The 16,743-nt window shown below is 67.8% G+C and carries 16 protein-coding genes; 4 read left to right on the top strand and 12 right to left on the bottom strand.

What is annotated here, in order from left to right; genetic code table 11:
- Entirely contained in the window at positions 1-900 is a 900-nt protein-coding gene (locus KIH31_RS03690) for an NUDIX domain-containing protein (RefSeq protein WP_214425746.1), read from the bottom strand.
- A 14-nt stretch (positions 901-914) separates the two neighbouring features.
- On the opposite strand from KIH31_RS03690, the gene KIH31_RS03685 reads away from it, so the two are divergent.
- Positions 915-1,454: a DM13 domain-containing protein gene (locus KIH31_RS03685; RefSeq protein ID WP_214425745.1), complete on the top strand. Its 540-nt coding sequence runs from the start codon at positions 915-917 to the stop codon at positions 1,452-1,454.
- Between the two features lie 30 nt (positions 1,455-1,484).
- Here KIH31_RS03685 and KIH31_RS03680 read toward each other — a convergent pair whose 3' ends face one another.
- Positions 1,485-2,081, bottom strand: coding sequence for a peptidase M50 (locus KIH31_RS03680; protein ID WP_250545474.1), 597 nt, complete (start codon positions 2,079-2,081; stop codon positions 1,485-1,487).
- Positions 2,082-2,343: 262 nt separating this feature from the next.
- Between KIH31_RS03680 and KIH31_RS03675 the strand changes: the two genes are divergently transcribed.
- Positions 2,344-3,033, top strand: coding sequence for an endonuclease/exonuclease/phosphatase family protein (locus KIH31_RS03675; RefSeq protein ID WP_214426214.1), 690 nt, complete (start codon positions 2,344-2,346; stop codon positions 3,031-3,033).
- A 19-nt stretch (positions 3,034-3,052) separates the two neighbouring features.
- Here the strand turns inward: KIH31_RS03675 and KIH31_RS03670 are convergent, their stop codons facing one another.
- The 4 genes from KIH31_RS03670 to KIH31_RS03655 all read right to left on the bottom strand — a co-directional run bounded on the left by KIH31_RS03670 (position 3,053) and on the right by KIH31_RS03655 (position 6,434).
- The gene (locus KIH31_RS03670) at positions 3,053-3,502 is read right to left on the bottom strand and encodes an SRPBCC family protein (RefSeq protein WP_214425744.1); all 450 of its coding nucleotides are present in this window, start codon (positions 3,500-3,502) and stop codon (positions 3,053-3,055) included.
- Between the two features lie 113 nt (positions 3,503-3,615).
- Positions 3,616-5,577 carry a hypothetical protein gene (locus tag KIH31_RS18285; protein ID WP_214425743.1) on the bottom strand — a complete coding sequence of 654 codons (1,962 nt, stop codon included), beginning with the start codon at positions 5,575-5,577 and terminating at the stop codon, positions 3,616-3,618.
- 162 nt (positions 5,578-5,739) lie between these two features.
- Positions 5,740-5,937, bottom strand: a complete 198-nt coding sequence (locus tag KIH31_RS03660; protein ID WP_214425742.1) for a hypothetical protein — start codon at positions 5,935-5,937, stop codon at positions 5,740-5,742.
- An 89-nt stretch (positions 5,938-6,026) separates the two neighbouring features.
- Complete coding sequence (locus tag KIH31_RS03655) at positions 6,027-6,434, bottom strand: MarR family winged helix-turn-helix transcriptional regulator (protein WP_214425741.1); 408 nt, start codon at positions 6,432-6,434, stop codon at positions 6,027-6,029.
- A 116-nt stretch (positions 6,435-6,550) separates the two neighbouring features.
- Between KIH31_RS03655 and KIH31_RS03650 the strand changes: the two genes are divergently transcribed.
- On the top strand, positions 6,551-8,362 hold the full coding sequence (locus KIH31_RS03650; protein ID WP_214425740.1) for an ABC transporter ATP-binding protein: 1,812 nt from the start codon (positions 6,551-6,553) through the stop codon (positions 8,360-8,362).
- Positions 8,363-8,430: 68 nt separating this feature from the next.
- Here KIH31_RS03650 and KIH31_RS03645 read toward each other — a convergent pair whose 3' ends face one another.
- Complete coding sequence (locus KIH31_RS03645; RefSeq protein ID WP_214425739.1) at positions 8,431-9,735, bottom strand: ammonium transporter; 1,305 nt, start codon at positions 9,733-9,735, stop codon at positions 8,431-8,433.
- Between the two features lie 218 nt (positions 9,736-9,953).
- The gene (locus KIH31_RS03640) at positions 9,954-10,268 is read right to left on the bottom strand and encodes a hypothetical protein (protein ID WP_214425738.1); all 315 of its coding nucleotides are present in this window, start codon (positions 10,266-10,268) and stop codon (positions 9,954-9,956) included.
- 194 nt (positions 10,269-10,462) lie between these two features.
- Between KIH31_RS03640 and KIH31_RS03635 the strand changes: the two genes are divergently transcribed.
- Positions 10,463-10,948, top strand: coding sequence for an NUDIX domain-containing protein (locus KIH31_RS03635; RefSeq protein WP_214425737.1), 486 nt, complete (start codon positions 10,463-10,465; stop codon positions 10,946-10,948).
- On the opposite strand, the gene KIH31_RS03630 is transcribed toward KIH31_RS03635, so the two are convergent.
- The 4 genes from KIH31_RS03630 to fdh form a co-directional block, all read right to left on the bottom strand.
- Positions 10,945-11,556, bottom strand: a complete 612-nt coding sequence (locus KIH31_RS03630; RefSeq protein WP_214425736.1) for a hypothetical protein — start codon at positions 11,554-11,556, stop codon at positions 10,945-10,947. The two genes, KIH31_RS03635 and KIH31_RS03630, sit on opposite strands and share 4 nt — an antisense overlap.
- 88 nt (positions 11,557-11,644) lie before the next feature.
- A complete protein-coding gene (nrfD, locus tag KIH31_RS03625) occupies positions 11,645-12,595 on the bottom strand; it encodes an NrfD/PsrC family molybdoenzyme membrane anchor subunit (protein ID WP_214425735.1) in 951 nt (316 codons plus the stop codon).
- Complete coding sequence (locus KIH31_RS03620) at positions 12,592-13,410, bottom strand: 4Fe-4S dicluster domain-containing protein (RefSeq protein ID WP_214425734.1); 819 nt, start codon at positions 13,408-13,410, stop codon at positions 12,592-12,594. Before KIH31_RS03620 ends, nrfD begins: the two co-directional genes overlap by 4 nt.
- Positions 13,407-16,652: a formate dehydrogenase gene (gene fdh / locus KIH31_RS03615; protein ID WP_214425733.1), complete on the bottom strand. Its 3,246-nt coding sequence runs from the start codon at positions 16,650-16,652 to the stop codon at positions 13,407-13,409. The genes KIH31_RS03620 and fdh overlap by 4 nt, the downstream gene beginning before the upstream one ends.
- Positions 16,653-16,743: the final 91 nt, after the last annotated feature.

The raw sequence follows: 16,743 nt of genomic DNA, 5'->3' as shown, positions 1-16,743 counted from the left end.
TCAGGTGTGGGCAGAGTCAACATGGTCGAGCAGCCAGCCCGGTGCCGCCGCCCGGGCCCCCAGCTTCTCGATCCGCTGGCGCAGTCCACGGTCGGCGGTCACGACCTCGATGCTGGCACCGCCGCCCGCGGTGAGTTCGCGCACTGTCTCCACCACCGCATAATCCCCGTCCCCGTGCGCGGCCACCGTACGCACCAGCCCTGTCGGGTCCTCGGCGCCACGCGCCTGCCCCTCCGTGACGACTACGATGCGCGGCCAGCTTCGGCCGGCACGGCGGGGCAGGCCGGTCCGGGCCAGCTGCACCAGGCCGTCGACGAGCCTCTGCGCGGCAGCCCGGCGGTCGCGCCACCAGCCGTCCGGCCGCGACCCGACCACGTTGGCGGCGTCGACGACAAGGAACTCGCGGGAAGCGAGCCGCTCCCGCAGCTCCGGCCAGGCGGCAGCGAAGCCCGAATGCAGGGGCTTGAACTCCACCTCGTCCAGCGGGACCCAGGCAAGTTCCAAGCTCTCGGGGTCCGTGATCGCCGGCTCGAACGGTGTCAGGACTTCGGCGGCGACCGTTGTGTAGGACCAGTAGCCGACGTCGAAGACCGAGGTGAACAGCACGCGCAGGTGACCGGCCGGCACGGCGGCCTCCTCGTGCGCCTCGCGGAGCGCGCCGGTCACGGCGTCCTCGCCTGCGTGCAGAGCACCGCCAGGAAGCGCCCACGTCCCGCCCTGGTCGCTCCACTCGACCCGGTGCTGCAGGAGAATCCCGCGGCCGGCGTCATGCACCAGGGCTCCCGCGGCTCCGAAGCGGCCCCAGAACCGGCCGTGGTCCCCCTCGACCCAGGCGTCACCCGGGTCGCGCGGACCGTGCGGTCGGCGCGGGTCTCCGGGCAGCGGCGCGTTGATGCTCATAACCTCAGAATCTCATGGCCGGCTTCGAAGGGCCGCCGATGAAGGCCCGGACTTCCCGCAGCGCGGCCTGGCTGGCCGCGGGACTCATCGTCATCGGCGCCGGCCTGACCGGCTGCACCATCGAGACGCGCCTCCAGCCTGCTTCGCGGGCCGCGGCGCCCGTGACTGCCGGCCCGTCGCCCGCAGCCGTGCATCCCGCACTGGTCCTCTCCGGGAAACTGGTACCCCTGCGTGCGCCGACGCACGGCACCGTGACCATCGTGAACCTGGGCGACACGGTCAACCTGACGCTCGAGCAGTTCGCCACGCGCCCGGGCCGCGACCTCCTTCTCGGACTCCGCCCGGGCCCGTTGAACAGCAACGACACGCCGGGCGCTGCCGCCCCGGCACCATTCGAACTGGTTCCGCTGAAGGCCGCCTCCGGCAACCAGACCTACAACATCAGCTTTGTCCTGCCCCGGCTGCAGGAGTTCCACAACCTCGTCATTTACGACGCCGCCAGCGGCGACGTGTACGGGTCGGCAGACCTTGCGGAACAGGTCACGGTGCCCTAAGCCGGCCGGGCCGGCGTCCTGCCGGCTGCCCTAGGGCAGCCGGCCGGTGCAGGCGGGGCAGTCCCCCGGTGTGCACGGCAGCGCTGCGTTGCCGGTTCGTCGGGCCAGCAGCAGGAAGCGGGCCAGCTTCCAGCCGTCCCCGGCGGGGTGGAAGGGCAGCAGGTTGCTCGTGCCATTGATCAGGGCCACCACGCCGGCGACGCCGAGCGGCGTCAGTGCGCCCTCTGGTCCGCCGCCCGCAAGCTGCCAGTAGGCCGCGCCGACCGCGATCTCGGTGAGCGGGCCCGCGCCGATCGCGAGGGCCCGGCGCAGCGGGGTGGTTCCGCCGCTGGTGTACACACCGATCATCTTTCCGAGCACGACCCGTTCCACCCGCCTGCCCGTCGCCGCGGCCGCTGCCGCATGGGCCAGTTCGTGCACCAGCATCGCGGTGAGGACCAGCACGCCGGCTGCCAGGAAATCCAGCGCGCTGGTCGGCATGCCATCGCCCAGCCGAACGCGCAGCCCGAAGAGCAGGAGCCCTGCCGCGCCCGAGCAGGCAGCCAAGGCCACCAGGAGCCCCGGTTCGACGACCAGCCGCAACCGCCCCACACCGGGACGCATCGCGGCATCTGCTGCATGGCTCATGGAGGCCTCCCCATCGGGCAAGGAACTGCGCGGTCCTGAACCGGATTCCGATTCAGTATTGAGGCTCCCACCGGCCACCGAAGAACCCGGCGGCGTTGAGTCAAGAACCGGATAAGAAAGAAGCAAGAGTTCCACCCGCCGGCGGCGCCGGCCTGGGGGCGGAACAGAGGCACGACGGCGGCGGATATCACCTGTCCGGCCGCCTTCTGGGTAGACTCAGGTTCGGCCCCCGGTCTCAATCCTCAGAAGAGGTGCTCCCCTGATACGAGTCATCAGCTACAACCTCCGCAAGCACAAGGCAAGCGGCGAGCTCGCCGATCTGGTGCGCGACTTTGACGTCGATGCCCTCTGCTTGCAGGAGTGCGACGCGACGGATATGCCGGACAAGATCGGCAATTTGGAACTGGCCGACATCACCAAGGGCAACCGGCTGGGCCTCGCCATCTACTACAGCACCGAACGCTTCTCTGCGCTGGAGACGAACGCGTTCTCGCTGAAGAAGTCGCTGCACGACATGGTGCTCGCCCCCGCGCACGAACGCCTGCTCGGCACGCGCCTGATCGACAGGCAGACCAACCACGGCCTGGTGCTCGCCTCCTTCCACGCGGCACCGCTGACGGCCTCGAACTCGCTGCGCCGCAAGCAGATCGACGCGGCCCATGCGGAGCTGGTGGAGATGGGCGGCGAACAGGTGACGCTGATGGTGGGCGACTTCAACTACCCGTTTTTCACGCAGAACCTGACGGAGCACATGAAGAGTTCCGGCTACGACCTCTCGCTCAGCGACCGGCGGACCTACACCCGGTACAAGGTCTTCCGCGGCCACTTCGATTTCGCCACGTCGCTGGGGCTCGAAATCGACAGTGTTGAGACACTGCCCCGCGGCGCTTCCGATCACCTGCCGATCCTGGTGACAGCCGAGTACGGTCAGGGCACCAAGCCCGTCGGGTAGCTCCGGCGCGCGGCGGGCATCAACCCGCTTCGGCCATCAGCTTCAGGTTTTCCAACGTCTGCTGGCGTGCCCGTTCCTGCATGCGTTCGATCAGCATCTGGTCCGCGAACTTGCCGATGGCGCTGCCGGGCACGTTGTATTCAATTTCGGCGGTGACATCCGTGCCGTTCGCGGCCGGCTCGTAATCCCAGGTCTGCCACCCCTTGAGCGGGCCTTCGAACTCGATGCGCAAATGCCGTCCGCCCGCGGGGGTGGGGGTGCTTTCCGTGACCCGCGTGGTGACGTGGAAAGGCACACCGGCCATGAGGTAGCTGTGCTCGACGACGGTCCCGGGCCCGCCGTCCCCCTGGACGGACTTGGCTTCGCCCAGGTTCACCCACCACGACGACCAATGCTTGGGGTCCATGGCGATCTCCGTGACGCGCTCCACTGGAGCGTCGATTTGAATGCTTTGCTTGATATGTCCCATCGGGTTCTCCCCTGCGGTTCGGATGCGGCTGTAGCGTTGCTGACGCTACGCGTGCGGCATCGGGGCCGCTACGGCCCTTCGGCCCGGCGTGGGTTCGCCCAACCTGCCGCCGGTCAGGGCGTCCTGGTGACTGCGAATGCTGCCGGCGTCGAGGTTGGCACAGGGGTCGAGGTCGGTTCAGGCGCTGACGTCGGCTCAGGCGTCGCAGTCGGCGTCGGGTTCGGCGTCACCGTGGGATCAACCGTGGCCAAATCAGTCGGGCCCGCGCCCGGGCTGGCGGTGGGGCCCAAGCTCGGGTTCGCGGTCGGTCCGCCCGTCGGGGGCGGCGAAGGTTCCACCGGGGCCACCGGGGTGTAGGCGACGGTCACGCCACCCCCGGCGGCGACCGAGATGCTGCCGCCTTCAAATTCCTGCACCACGGCTGTCCCCGCCGCATACTGGTCCGACACGGGGTAGCCCAGCTTCCCGTTTTCCCAACCGGTCGCAGCCCAGGCCGCCCGGACTGCCCCGCTCGTCACATGCGCCCCAGTACTCTTCGACCAGTGAATGGAGCCGCCTTGGAAGTTTTGATAAACGCCACCGTCGCGGATCGAGCCGGCCCCGCTCGTCGGGTAGCCGAGGACGCCGTTGATGCCTGAAGCGGATACGTATTTCGAGGCGACCGCACCGGTCAGGATGCGGGCCCCCGTCGCCGGCGACCAGACGATCCGTCCGCCCTCGAACGTCTGGTATGCACCCCCGCTGCGCTGGCCGGTCGCTTCGCTTCCGGTCGGATAGCCCAGCACCCCGGCCGGTCCACCCGCGCCGGCATAGGCAGCCCCGATCGCGCCGCGAAGCACATGGGCTCCCGTGGCAGCGGACCATGCGATCCGTCCGCCCTGATAATCCTGGACCCGCCCGGCGCCGGCGGAGGCGTACTCGTTCGAAACGGGGTAGCCAAGGAACCCGCGTTCGAAGCCCGTGGCGCCCCAGGCCGCGCGGATCGCGCCCTTACTCTCCCGTGCTCCCGTCGCCGGGGACCAGATGAGAACCCCGCCCTGATAGGACTGGTAGGCGCCGCCGCCGCGGAGACCCCTGACTTCGTCTGTCACCGGATATCCGAACGGCCCGTTGATGAAGCCCGAACCGAACCACGCTGACCGGATGGCCCCGCCAGCCGTCCGCGCTCCTGTCGGCGCGGACCACGCGATGGTTCCCCGCTGGAAGTGCTGGTACGCTCCGCCGTTGCGCAGGCCCGAGTATTCATTGGAAGCCGGCTGACCCAGCCATCCCACTTGGCCGCCCAGCGCGGCATAGCGGCTTGTGATGGCGCCGAAGACCTTGGACGAATAGGGGGTGAACACGTCGTCGACGGCGCCCATGATGATCCGGTCCCCCGGGACAGCCGAACGCAGGTAACGCACCACCATGTCCGCGGGGATCGCGATACACCCCGCCGTCGGCACGGGGTTGGAGTGCAGGAAGATCGCGAACCCGGCGTCCTGCACGATCGCATGGTCGGGCGGCCGGTTATAGTTGACCACCACTCCCTGCTGGTAGTCGCGGCCGACCCCGACCGCGATGGCCCACATGTTCTCATCGGGCCACTCCCGCAGAGGCAACGGGGATTCGAAGTACTTGTTGTACGTGGATGTCCACGGATGCCCGCCCCACCGTGACCCAGGGTTGAGGGTCTGGTAGCGGAGCGCCGTTCCGGGGTTACCCAGGCCGAAGGCGTCGGTCACGGAATAGGAGCCGGTGGGCGAGAACAGGTACATCGTCGGTCCGCTGGGAACGCCGGGCGCCTTGAAGCCGCTCTTGCCGACGGTGCCGCTCACCTGCCACTCCTGCATGTAGCCGGCCCCGGAGCGCACGCAGCTGGTCACCAGGGCGCGGTATTGCGTCCGGTCCGTCGTCGTCGCGAAGGTGACCCGCTTCGCACCATAGCCCGAATACTTCACCTGTCCGCTGCTCAGGCGCACGCAGGGGTCAAAGACCTGGGCGGCGGCCGCGGCCGGGCCGGCGCTGCCTACCAGTGAACCCGCGATCAGGGCACCGACAGCGGCCAAAGCAGGAAGCTTCTTCAGAAAGACCACGGGAGACCTCACCTAACGGGACTGCGTCCTCCTCACTCTCGCGAGCGGCGGGCCGAGAAGAATGCGATGCCGTTGTTATTGCCCCCGGTGCGAATGCTATCCGCTCCGGCGCAGCCGCCGCAGTACTGCACGCGTGTCGCTGTCCTTGTCCCGGGTGCGGTGTCAGCGCTTCTTCCTTCGTCCGAGGGCGATGATGGCGATCAGCAGTTGCGCGCAGACCGCGGCGGCAAGGGAGACGATCACGAAATTTGCCTCCACCGCCGCCAGCACCAGGGCGGCGACGGCGATGCAAAAGGCAGAGACGAGCAACGGCATGATCCGGCTGCCCTGTTTAGGGCGCCGCCTGTCCGGCACGGACATCTATTCTTCTCCTCACCGGCCTGTCGCCTGCTTCACGGACATTGTGCTCCTTGGCTTTGCCGCGCGGGAAAGTACCCGTGCGCGGATTTTCAGCGCACCAGCTTGCCCAGCGTCTCGACGAGCCGGCGCTGCTCGTCCTCGCTGAGTGCGTTGAAGAACTCCTTCGCCTGGCTCCGCTGTGCGTGCTTGATTTTTGCGCTGAGCGCCTGTCCCTCCGCGGTCAGCGAAACGACGGTCGCACGCCGGTCCTGGGGATCAGCGTCGCGCACGAGCAGACCGAGACGCTGCAGGGCATCCACCACTTCCGTCGCCGAGCGCGGTGCAATACGCAGATGTTCCGAGAGCGAACCCAGGCGCATGGGCCCGTGCCGCCGCAGGATGGCCAGGGCGCGCGACTGGGACGGCGAGATCCCGAGCGGAGCCAGCGCATCCCGCGACAGGGCGCGCAGCTGCCGGGCGACCGCCCAGAACGTATCCACCAGCATCTCGTCGGCCACCGGAATAGGCTACCAGCAATCGCTGTTGTAGCCTCATGTTGAGGTAGCCTCAGTAATTGCCGGCCGCCGCAAACCGCCCGCGCGGTCCGCACTCTCTAGAAACGGGGTCTTTACGTATGGAACCCGCCACCTTCCCGCATGATCCCGGCAGCAGGGGCCCCCGTGCCCGCGGTCAGATCACCGACGCCGAGCGCAGCCAGGCGCGCAGCGTCCCCTTCCGCCGGGTTGCCCGCCTGTTCACTGCTTACCGGCGGCAGCTTGCCGCCGTCGTCTTCATCATTGTGGCCTCCTCGATCGTTTCAATGGCCTCCCCGTTCCTGTTGCGCGCGGTGATTGACACGGCGCTGCCTCACCAGGACCTCCGGTTGCTGGCTTTCCTCGTTGCCGGAATGCTCGGCGTCGCGGTCCTGACCGCGGCATTCGGCGTCATCCAGACATGGATCAGCACCAAGGTCGGCCAGCAGGTCATGCACCGCCTCCGCTCCGACGTCTTCACGCATCTGCAGCGCCAGTCGGTGGGCTTCTTCACCCGCACCCGCAGCGGCGAAGTGCAGTCGCGCATCACCAACGACATCGGCGGAATGCAGGCCGTCGTGACGTCCACGGCGACGAGCATCGCCGCGAACCTGACCACTGTGGTTGCCACGATAACCGCCATGGCAGCGCTGTCCTGGCAGCTAAGCCTGATCTCGTTGCTTGTGCTCCCGCCCGCCGTCCTGCTCAGCCGCCGGGTCGCCGCCATGCGTCGCGAGATCACCGCCGAGCGCCAGCGGGAGCTCGCGGACCTGAACGTGACCATTGAAGAGTCCCTCTCGGTCAGCGGTGTCCAGCTAAGCAAGACCTTGGCCACCGGACCGGCCCTCGCCGACCGCTTCATAGCTTCCTCCCTGCGGCTGACGGACCTGGAACTGAAATCGGAACTGGCCGGCCGGTGGCGGATGGCCTCCATGAGCATCATCTTTGCTGCCGTGCCGGCCGTGATCTACTTTGCCGCAGGACTGCCGCTCGGTGCCGCGGCCATGAGCATCGGAACCGTGGTGGCTTTCACTGCCCTGCAGAACTCACTCTTCCGGCCTCTGCTGGGCCTGCTCAACGTCGGGGTTGCCCTGACCAGCTCACTGGCTCTTTTCGCCCGCATCTTCGAATATCTGGACCTCCCGGTGGACATTGCCGAACCAGCCAGTCCGGTGCGGATCGACGTTGCGCAGATGGTTGGACACATCCGGTACGAAGATGTCAGCTTCAGCTACCCGGGGAGTGGCGCGCCCGCTCTCAGTTCCGTCACGCTCGACATCCCGGCAGGCACCCGCACCGCACTGGTCGGAGAGACCGGATCCGGCAAAAGCACGCTGGCGTCGCTGCTCGCGCGGCTGAACGACCCCGCCACGGGCCGCGTCACGATTGACGGGATCGACGTGCGCTCCTTTCGCCTGCAGGATCTGGCCGCCATTGTCGGGGTGGTCAGCCAGGACACCTACCTGCTGCACACCACCGTGCGCGAGAACCTGCGCTATGCCAAACCGGATGCTTCCGACGCAGAGATCGAACAGGCGGCCCGGGACGCCCGGATCCACGACGTGATCGCAGGATTGCCCCGCGGATATGACACAGTGGTCGGCTCCCGGGGCCACCGGTTCTCCGGCGGCGAGAAGCAGCGGCTAGCCATCGCCCGCACGCTGCTGCGTAACCCGCGCATCCTCATCCTCGACGAAGCCACGAGCGCTCTGGACACCCGGACCGAACGAGACGTCCAGCAGGCATTCGACGCGCTCGCCAGCGGACGGACCACCCTGACCATCGCCCACCGGCTCTCCACCGTCCGGCACGCCGACCAGATCGCAGTGCTGGGCTCGGGCCGCGTCGTCGAGCGCGGCACCCATGAGGAGCTGCTCGGACTCGACGGCCGCTACGCTTCGCTGGCAGCCTGAGGCCACAGGACGTACCGCACCCGGACCGTGCACCGCCGCCACTGCTGAGGTCGGCGCGCGAGGCGCCGCTACGCCTCGTCCCTGACGCGGTGGGGCTGGATCACAATGGACGGCTGGAGGTGGTGGGGGAAGGAGCTGAACTGGTTCTGGCCCAATCCGCCGAACTCGTAGGCGGTCTCGGCGTGTTCTGAGACATCCACGCCTGCCACTTCGTCTTCGCGGCTGACGCGGAAGCCCATCGTCTTGTGGATGACCAGCCCGACGACGCCGGTGACGAGTCCGGAGAGCACCAGCGCGATCAGGACGGCAACGATCTGCGCGACCAACTGCTGCAACCCGCCGCCGTAGAAGAGGCCGCCACCCTTGCCGTCGACCGGCAAAGCGATGAAGCCAAGAGCAAGAGTGCCGATGAGGCCGGCGAAGAGGTGGACGGCAACCACATCGAGCGAATCGTCAAAGCCGTACTTGTACTTCAAACCGACCGCCAGGGAGGACACGACACCGGCCACGGCACCGAGTCCGAGCGCCCAGGCAGGGCTGATGTTGGCGCAGGAAGGGGTGATCGCCACCAGGCCGGCCACCACGCCGGAAGCAGCACCCAGGGAGGTCGGGCGTCCGTCGCGCACCTTCTCGGTAATCAGCCAGCCGAGCATGCCCGCGGCCGGTGCGGCCATCGTGTTGATCCAGATCAGACCCGCCTGGTCGGCCGAAGTCGCCGCGCCGCCGTTGAAGCCGAACCAGCCGAACCAGAGGATCCCGGCGCCCAGCATGACCAGCGGCATGTTGTGCGGGCGGTGGTTCGGGTCCTGGCCGAAACCGTGGCGCTTGCCCAGGATCAGGGCCAGGACAAGGCCCGCAATGCCTGCGCTGATCTCGACAACGGTGCCGCCGGCGAAATCGATCACCGGCCCAAACACGCGGCTGACCGCTCCGCCGGGGCTGAGCATGCCGCCGCCCCAGACCATGAACGCCAGCGGGCAGTAGACAAGGGTGATCCAGATCGGGACGAACACCGCCCACGCGCTGAATTTGGCGCGGTCCGCGATGGCTCCGCTGATCAACGCGACCGTGACCATGGCGAATGTTGCGCTGAACCCGGCCTTGATCAGGTCGGTGGAGCCGATGAGGTTCTGCAGCCCGAAGCTCGCGAAGGGATTGCCGACAAATCCGCCGCCCTTGCCCACGCTCATCGAGTAGCCCCACAGGACCCAGACGGCGCCGACGATGCCGGCCGAGATGAAGCTCATCATGATCATGTTGAGCGCTGCCTTTGCCCGTGTCATGCCGCCGTAGAACACGGCCAGCCCGGGGGTCATGAGCAGCACGAGCGCCGCCGACACCATCATCCAGACGTTTCCCGCAGTAATCTGCACCTGCGCGTCCCTTCCTGTCGTTTCAGCCGTACCGGGCGCTCTCGCCACCCGCCCCCGTGATCCACCGTTAACATTCGTTGGTCTATGTTTCGAACGATCGGGGAAAAAGTTGCGGGGAGGTTACAGGAATCCGCGGAATGTAAGGACCGCGTGACCGGGATGTTTCGGGCGTGTTAACGGCCGGCCGCAACGGCCATCGAGACGCAGGGCCCTGGCGGTCAGTCCTCGGGACGCGTCCGCCGGTCCATCTCTGCCGTGTAGGCATCCCACTCTTCGGGCGGAATCCGGCGGTGCACGTGGATCGGGAGCCCGTGGTTCCAGGCCAGCGCCAGCACCGCCCGGCGGTAGACGCGGTCGATGTAGTCCCGTCCGACGCAGTACACGTGGTTGGCCTCAGGGCAGTCGAGGAACACGGCAATGTAACTGAAGTCGTCGAGGATCTCCACACGCCGCGGCTCCTCCTGGAGGGCCGTGACCGCCATCGGAAGGGCCTCGGCAATACCGAAGCTGGACAGATCGTACGGAAGCTTCATCGCGTCCTCCTCGGCACCGCTGGTGAGGCAAGCATCGCAACTGTCGTTCCGGCGGGAAAGAACGAGGACTACCTGTTTTGAGGTGCTGTTTGGGTGACCGTGCAGCCGCGAGCGGTACAGTGGCCCGGTGGCGGTTTGCCGCCTGCGGCGGAAGTCCGGGGCGGACCAGGAGCGGATCAACAGAGGAGGGGCGGATGCCGGTGCGCAGCGCGGGCCTCCTGCTGTACCGGCGCCCCCGGGCACGGGGCCTGGAGATCTGGATCGCACACATGGGCGGCCCGTTCTGGGCTCACAAGGACGCCCACGCCTGGTCCCTCCCCAAAGGGGAGTACTCCGACAGCGAGGATCCGCTGGAGGCCGCCCGGCGGGAGTTCACCGAGGAGATGGGCTCGCCCCCGCCGGACGACGCCGAGTACAGGCTGCTGTGCAGTTTCCGGCAATCCTCGGGCAAGGTCATCACGGTCTTCAGCGCCGAGACGGACTTCCGCCCGGCGAGGATCGTCAGCAACACGTTCGCGCTGGAATGGCCGAAAGGATCCGGGAGCGTGCGCGACTATCCCGAAATTGACGACGCCGGATGGTTCAGCGTGCCTGAGGCGCGCACCAAGCTCGTCCGCGGCCAGCTTCCCGTGCTCGACCGCCTCCTCGCTGTCCTCCAGGCCGGTCCGCCGGAGGACTAGAGGTGAAGGGCGCGCAGCGCGGTGACCCAGTTAACGGCAATGGCGTGCTGGGCAGCCCCCAGGCTCACCCGGCGGGAGCACACCGCGCGGTGCAGGGTGTTCTCCACGGCGTCCTTCGGATTGGTGGTGCCCCGCGCCCCTGCCTTATTCGGCTCCGGCCACAGGTTGGAGACTGAATTCGCCCCGCCGAGCTCAAGGCTGACCAGATGGTCGTACTCGGTGGTGGTGTTGGACCGAAGACCGTACTGGGCCAGGCTCGCGGTCTTGAACTTTGAGGTCAGGTACGAACTCGGCCGCACCTTCGTGCTGTAGCCGGTCCGGCAGATCGTCGAACCGATGTTCGCCTGGGTCACGGCCGGGTCAAAAGCGCCCGGGGTGCAGCGGCCGTCGGGCAGGTACTGGCCCAGCTTGCCGTTGACCAGGCGCAAGTGGCACTGGCCCGCTCTCAGCCGCTCGTCCGCGGAAACCGTGCCGGGAGCATGAACACTCCGCAGGCCGGGTGCGGCAGCCTGGGCAGCGGGAGCGGGAACAAGAACGTCAGCGGTGGCGCCAAGCCCGCCGAGAAGGGCGACGGCCAGCACGACGGCTCGGATGCGGAAGCGTTTCACAGCTAAGTTCTACGCCACCAATGGCACCATCGGTCACATTTGTCCCGCGTGTCACGGCGGGACAAGGGGGACCGATGGTGCCGGCAGCCTACTTGGCCGGCGCTTGGGTGGAGACCGCCGGCGCAGCAGCAGCCTCGCGGGCTTCGAGGCGCTCGCGCTGCGGAACGACGACGTACTTCGGGTCGATCGTCGAGGCCTTGCCTGCTTCGAAGATGCCGAACCGCAGAAGCGCCGAACCCGCCGCCACGCTGGCGCCGCTGACCGCGCTGACCAGGCGGGAGTGCCGGCCGCCGAGTGCCAGGCCGACGGCACCGCCGACCGTGCACGCCTTGGACAGCCGCAGCAGCGTCCCGGCGCGGCCCTGGTGCAGCGTCTCGGTGGAGAGGTTGCCGCTGCGCTCCATTTTCAGGCTCATCACGGTCTCCAGCACTGCTCCCCCGACAGCCATCCTGCGGGCCGGGCCGGCCTGTACGACCGGGGACAGGGCGGCGGCGACACCGCCGGCCGACGCGGCAGCGGAGCCGGCGAACACGAAGGGCAGCACCTCGTGGGCATCGTGCCAGGTGGGAACCGCCGTATCGGCAAGGAGGACCGCCGTGTAGGTGGCTACGGCGGAGCCGGCAACCGCGGCGCCGACTCCGGCTGCCCGCCCGGCACGCGGCAGGACGCCGGTCAGGTTGGACAGGGCACTCGCTCCGGCGAGCGGGCCGTAGACCGAGAGGATCCAGGAGCCGACGCTCATCGGCGAGGTGGGCTTGGCGACCCGCAGCATATTGACGAACCGCTCCGGCCGGCCCAGGTCGTGAACCAGCGCCACCACCGACGCCGATATCGCGGTCAGGGCGGTGAGCTTGGCGCTCCGCTCCAGGGCTGGCCGGCCGCTGTGCTGGGCTCCGGCCCCCAGCATCGAGGAGGCGGCGGCGAGACCCCCGGCAAAGATGTACCCGGCGATGTCGAGCGCGTGCCACGTCGGCTGCTTGAGGATGGGCCGCCCGTAGTAGGAGGTGAATTCCTCGTTGCGCTGCCGGCGCGGGCTCATTTTCGACCTCCCCAGAAGATAACCGCAGCGCCGACCAGCATGCCCGCGGCGGCGCCGGCGGCACGCTTCCACATCGCCGGCAGGTCCCGGGTCGTCACCACCGGGTCCGGCGGCAGCCCGTATGTTTCCGGCTCGTCGAGCAGCAGGAAGAACGCACCGTCACCGCCGACGCCGTCGTCCGGGTCCCGTCCGTACAGCCGGGCACCTTCCTCGCCGCGTTCGTGCAGCTCCTCCAGCCGGGCGTCCGCCCGTGCGCGCAGCTCGTCCAGCTCGCCGTACTGGATCGACTTGGTGGGGCAGGCCTTCGCACAGGCCGGCTCCTCCCCCGCGCCCAGGCGGTCGTAGCACATGGTGCACTTGAACACCCGTCCGTCTTCCTTGCGCTGGTCGATGACACCGTACGGACAGGCGGAAACGCAGTATCCGCAGCCGTTGCAGACATCCTGCTGGACGACGACCGTGCCGTGTTCGGTGCGGAACAGCGCACCGGTGGGGCATACGTCCAGGCAGGCCGCGTTGGTGCAGTGCTTGCAGACGTCCGAAGACATCAGCCACTTCACTCCGTCATGAGCAGACGGATCCGTGGCGGGCACCTTTTGCTCGATGAATGCCACATGCCGCCAGGTGTCGGCGCCCAAGGCCGACGTATTGTCGAAGGACTCACCGGTGAGCTGCATCGAGGTATCCGCCGGCACCGAGTTCCACTCCTTGCAGGCCACCTCGCAGGCCTTGCAGCCAATGCACAAACTGGTGTCGGTGAAGAACCCCTTGCGCGGAACTCCGATGGCGGGCATCCCCAGTTGTGTGACGCTCATGCGCGGACTCCTTCCATGCCGGTGTGCTCGTTGATGCCGGCACGCCGGCGGTAGTCTTCGACCAGGGCGGGCAGGTCCGCTCCCCGCGGACGCCGCCCCGGCCGGATATCCACTGTGAGTGCCTTGACTTCCTGGATATGGACATTGGGGTCCATCGCTATGGAGGACAGCTCGTTCATGGCGTCGCCCTTGCTCAGCCCGTTCGGCCCCCAGTGGTACGGCATCCCGATCTGGTGCACGGTGCGGCCCTGCACGGTCAGCGGCTTCATCCGGTCGGTGACCAGCACGCGGGCCTCAATCGCGCCGCGGGCGGAGACCAGCGTGGCCCACCCCTTGTGCGTCAAGCCGCGTTCGGCTGCCAACGCCGGTGAAACCTCGCAGAAGGACTCCGGCTGCAGCTCCGCCAGATACGGCAGCCAGCGCGTCATCGCCCCGGCTGTGAAGTGCTCGGTGAGCCGGTAGGTGGTCAATACGAAGGGGTAGATGTCGCTGCCCCGCTCGCGGCCGCTGGGGTGGTAACGGTTGCCTTCGAGAGGCATCAGCTTCCGGACCGGATTGCGCTGTTGCTCGTAGAGCGCGTTGTCGAACGGCGACTCCTGCGGTTCGTAGTGGACCGGCAGCGGGCCGTCGATCAGCCCCGCCGGCGCGTAGAGCCAGCCCTTGCCGTCCGCTTGCATGATGAACGGGTCGATGCCGGAAATCGCCTCAGTTCCCAGGGCGTCCTCGTCGGGACGGTAGGACGGCGGTTTTGTCGGTTCGAAGTCCGGGACGTCGTCGCCCGTCCATTTCCCGGCCTCCTCATCCCACCAGACGAGCTTCTTCCGCTCGCTCCACGGGCGCCCTTCCGGGTCCGCCGACGCGCGGTTGTACAGTTCCCGGCGGTTGGCCGGCCAGGCCCACCCCCACTCCCGGCTCGAGATGCTCTGCTCGGTGTGCGGTTTGCGCCGCGCCGCCTGGTTGACGCCGTCGGCCCGGCAGCCGCAGTAGATCCAGCAACCGCAGGACGTCGAGCCGTCGTCCTTGAGTTCGGTGTAGGCGGCCAGGGGCGTTCCGTCAGCCTTGCTGCCGTTGATTTCGGCGAACACTGCGTCGGCGTCCGGCTCCGCATCCTTGCCGATTGTCGGGTAGTCCCAGGTCAGGTCGAGGACAGGCCGGTCCACGTCGTCGCCGGATCCCTCGAGCAGGGCACGGATCTTGTTCCCTAGGTGCCAGATGAACCAAAGGTCGCTTCGCCGTTCGGCCTCCGGCTCCACAGCCTGATCGCGCCACTGCAGCAGCCGGTTCGTGTTGGTGAAGCTGCCGCTCTTTTCCGTGTGCGCGGCCGCCGGGAAGAAGAACACCTCCGTGGCGATGTCCTCGGTGCGCATCTGGCCGGTTTGGATCTCCGGGCCGTCCTTCCACCAGGTGGCGCTCTCGATCAAGGAGAAGTCGCGGACGACGAGCCACTCCAGCGAAGCCATGCCCTTGCGCTGCAAATGGGTGTTGGCGGACCCGACGGCGGGGTTCTCCCCCATCAGGAAGTACCCCTTGCAGGTCCCCTCGAGCTGCGCCTGCACGGTGTCGTAGGTGCTGTGGCTGCCGGTGATCCGGGGCAGGTAGTCAAAGCAGAAATCGTTCTCGGCGGTGGCTGCATCACCCCACCAGGCCTTCAGGAGGCTGACCGTGTAGGCCCGCATGTTGGCCCAGAAGCCCCGCTCGGCCGAGTCCGCCTCGACATAGCTGTCCAGGTCCAGGTGCGTCCGCGCATGCGGCATCGGCAGGTATCCGGGTAGCAGGTCGTAGAGGGTGGGGATGTCGCTCGAACCCTGGATGCTGGCGTGGCCGCGCAGGGCCATGATCCCGCCGCCGGGGCGCCCGATGTTTCCCAGCAGCAGCTGCAGGACGGATGCCGCCCGGATGTACTGGGTTCCGGTGGTGTGCTGGGTCCAGCCCACGGCGTAGGTGAAGGCTGTCGTGCGTTCCCGCCCGGAGTTGGTGGTGATCGCCTCGGCAACCTCGGCAAAGAGTTCCTGCGGGATGCCGCAGACCTGCTCGACCATCTCGGGGGTGTAGCGGGAGTAGTGCCTGCGGAGCGTCTGGAATACCGTCCGCGGGTCCTGCAGGGTTTCGTCCCGCCGCCAGTGCCCGCGCAGTCCGGGGCCGCCGGAGCCGTGGGACTGGGCGTGCGAGGACCCGCCGAGCGTGCTGCCTTCCTCTTCCGCCTGCGATTCCCGCTCACCGGAGGACGCCGCGACGTCGGCCCCCTCGTACTGCCAGGTCTGCAGGTCGTAGGACGGATCATCCGGGTTGAAACCGGAAAACAGGCCATTAAGGTCCTCGGTGTCCTTGAAGTCCTCGCGAAGGATGGTGGCGGCGTTGGTGTAGTTCACCACGTACTCGTGGAAGTAGGCATCGTGCGTGATGACCCAGTTGATCAGGCCGCCAAGGAAGGCAATGTCGGTTCCCGCGCGGATCGGCACGAAGGTGTCGGCGAGGGCGCTGGTGCGCGAGAACCTGGGGTCGACGTGGATGATCTTGGCGCCGCGTTCCTTCGCTTCCATGACCCACTGGAAGCCCACCGGGTGCGCCTCGGCGAAGTTGGAGCCCTGGATGATGATGCAGTCGGCGCGCTGCAGGTCCTGCAGGTACGTGGTCGAGCCGCCCCTGCCGAAGCTGGTGCCCAGCCCGGACACGGTGGAACTGTGGCAGACCCGTGCCTGGTTCTCGACCTGGACAATGCCGAGGGATGAGAAGAGCTTCTTGATCAGATAGTTCTCCTCGTTGTCGAGGGTGGCACCGCCGAGGCTGGCGATCCCGAGGGTCCTGCGGGTCCTTACGTCGTTCTCCTCCCACTTCCACGTCTTGCGGCGCGTTTCGACGACGCGCTGCGCGACCATGTCCATGGCCTTGTCGAGCTCCAGCCGTTCCCAGTCCTTGCCGTGCGGGGGCCGGTACAGCACGTACTTCTCGCGGGAGTCGCCGGTTGTCAGCTGCAGCGAGGCCGAGCCCTTGGGGCACAGGCGTCCCCGGCTGATCGGCGAATCGGGGTTTCCCTCGATCTGGACGACCTTCTCGTCCTTGACATAGACGTTCTGCGCGCATCCGACCGCGCAGAACGGGCATACCGACGGAACCACCCGGTCCGCCGTGGCGGTCCGGGCCTTCAGGTTTTCGGTGGTCGGGGACTCGACGGAATGATGTCGCCCCGAGGGGTCATGCTCGAGAAGCTGGCGCAGCACCGGCCATTGCAAAGGACTTACCATCGGGGACCTCCGGATCATCGAGCCGCCGCCGGGTGACCTTCGCCACACGGCGCCATTCCCGCCATCCTAACCCCACCCCGGACCTCCGTGT

The sequence above is a fragment of the Paenarthrobacter sp. DKR-5 genome, assembly GCF_018531425.1.
GTDB lineage: Bacteria > Actinomycetota > Actinomycetes > Actinomycetales > Micrococcaceae > DKR-5.
The sequence above is the reverse complement of the archived record's forward strand: the minus strand, read 5'-3'. Positions and strand labels throughout refer to the sequence as shown.

What these genes read in the sequence shown, in the direction of transcription:
- KIH31_RS03690 (WP_214425746.1), bottom strand. Translation starts at nt 900, where the DNA reads ATGAGCATCAACGCGCCGCTGCCCGGAGACCCGCGCCGACCGCACGGT.
- KIH31_RS03685 (WP_214425745.1), top strand. Translation starts at nt 915, where the DNA reads ATGGCCGGCTTCGAAGGGCCGCCGATGAAGGCCCGGACTTCCCGCAGC.
- KIH31_RS03680 (WP_250545474.1), bottom strand. Translation starts at nt 2,081, where the DNA reads ATGAGCCATGCAGCAGATGCCGCGATGCGTCCCGGTGTGGGGCGGTTG.
- KIH31_RS03670 (WP_214425744.1), bottom strand. Translation starts at nt 3,502, where the DNA reads ATGGGACATATCAAGCAAAGCATTCAAATCGACGCTCCAGTGGAGCGC.
- KIH31_RS03660 (WP_214425742.1), bottom strand. Translation starts at nt 5,937, where the DNA reads ATGTCCGTGCCGGACAGGCGGCGCCCTAAACAGGGCAGCCGGATCATG.
- KIH31_RS03650 (WP_214425740.1), top strand. Translation starts at nt 6,551, where the DNA reads ATGGAACCCGCCACCTTCCCGCATGATCCCGGCAGCAGGGGCCCCCGT.
- KIH31_RS03640 (WP_214425738.1), bottom strand. Translation starts at nt 10,268, where the DNA reads ATGAAGCTTCCGTACGATCTGTCCAGCTTCGGTATTGCCGAGGCCCTT.
- KIH31_RS03635 (WP_214425737.1), top strand. Translation starts at nt 10,463, where the DNA reads ATGCCGGTGCGCAGCGCGGGCCTCCTGCTGTACCGGCGCCCCCGGGCA.
- nrfD (WP_214425735.1), bottom strand. Translation starts at nt 12,595, where the DNA reads ATGAGCCCGCGCCGGCAGCGCAACGAGGAATTCACCTCCTACTACGGG.
- KIH31_RS03620 (WP_214425734.1), bottom strand. Translation starts at nt 13,410, where the DNA reads ATGAGCGTCACACAACTGGGGATGCCCGCCATCGGAGTTCCGCGCAAG.
- fdh (WP_214425733.1), bottom strand. Translation starts at nt 16,652, where the DNA reads ATGGTAAGTCCTTTGCAATGGCCGGTGCTGCGCCAGCTTCTCGAGCAT.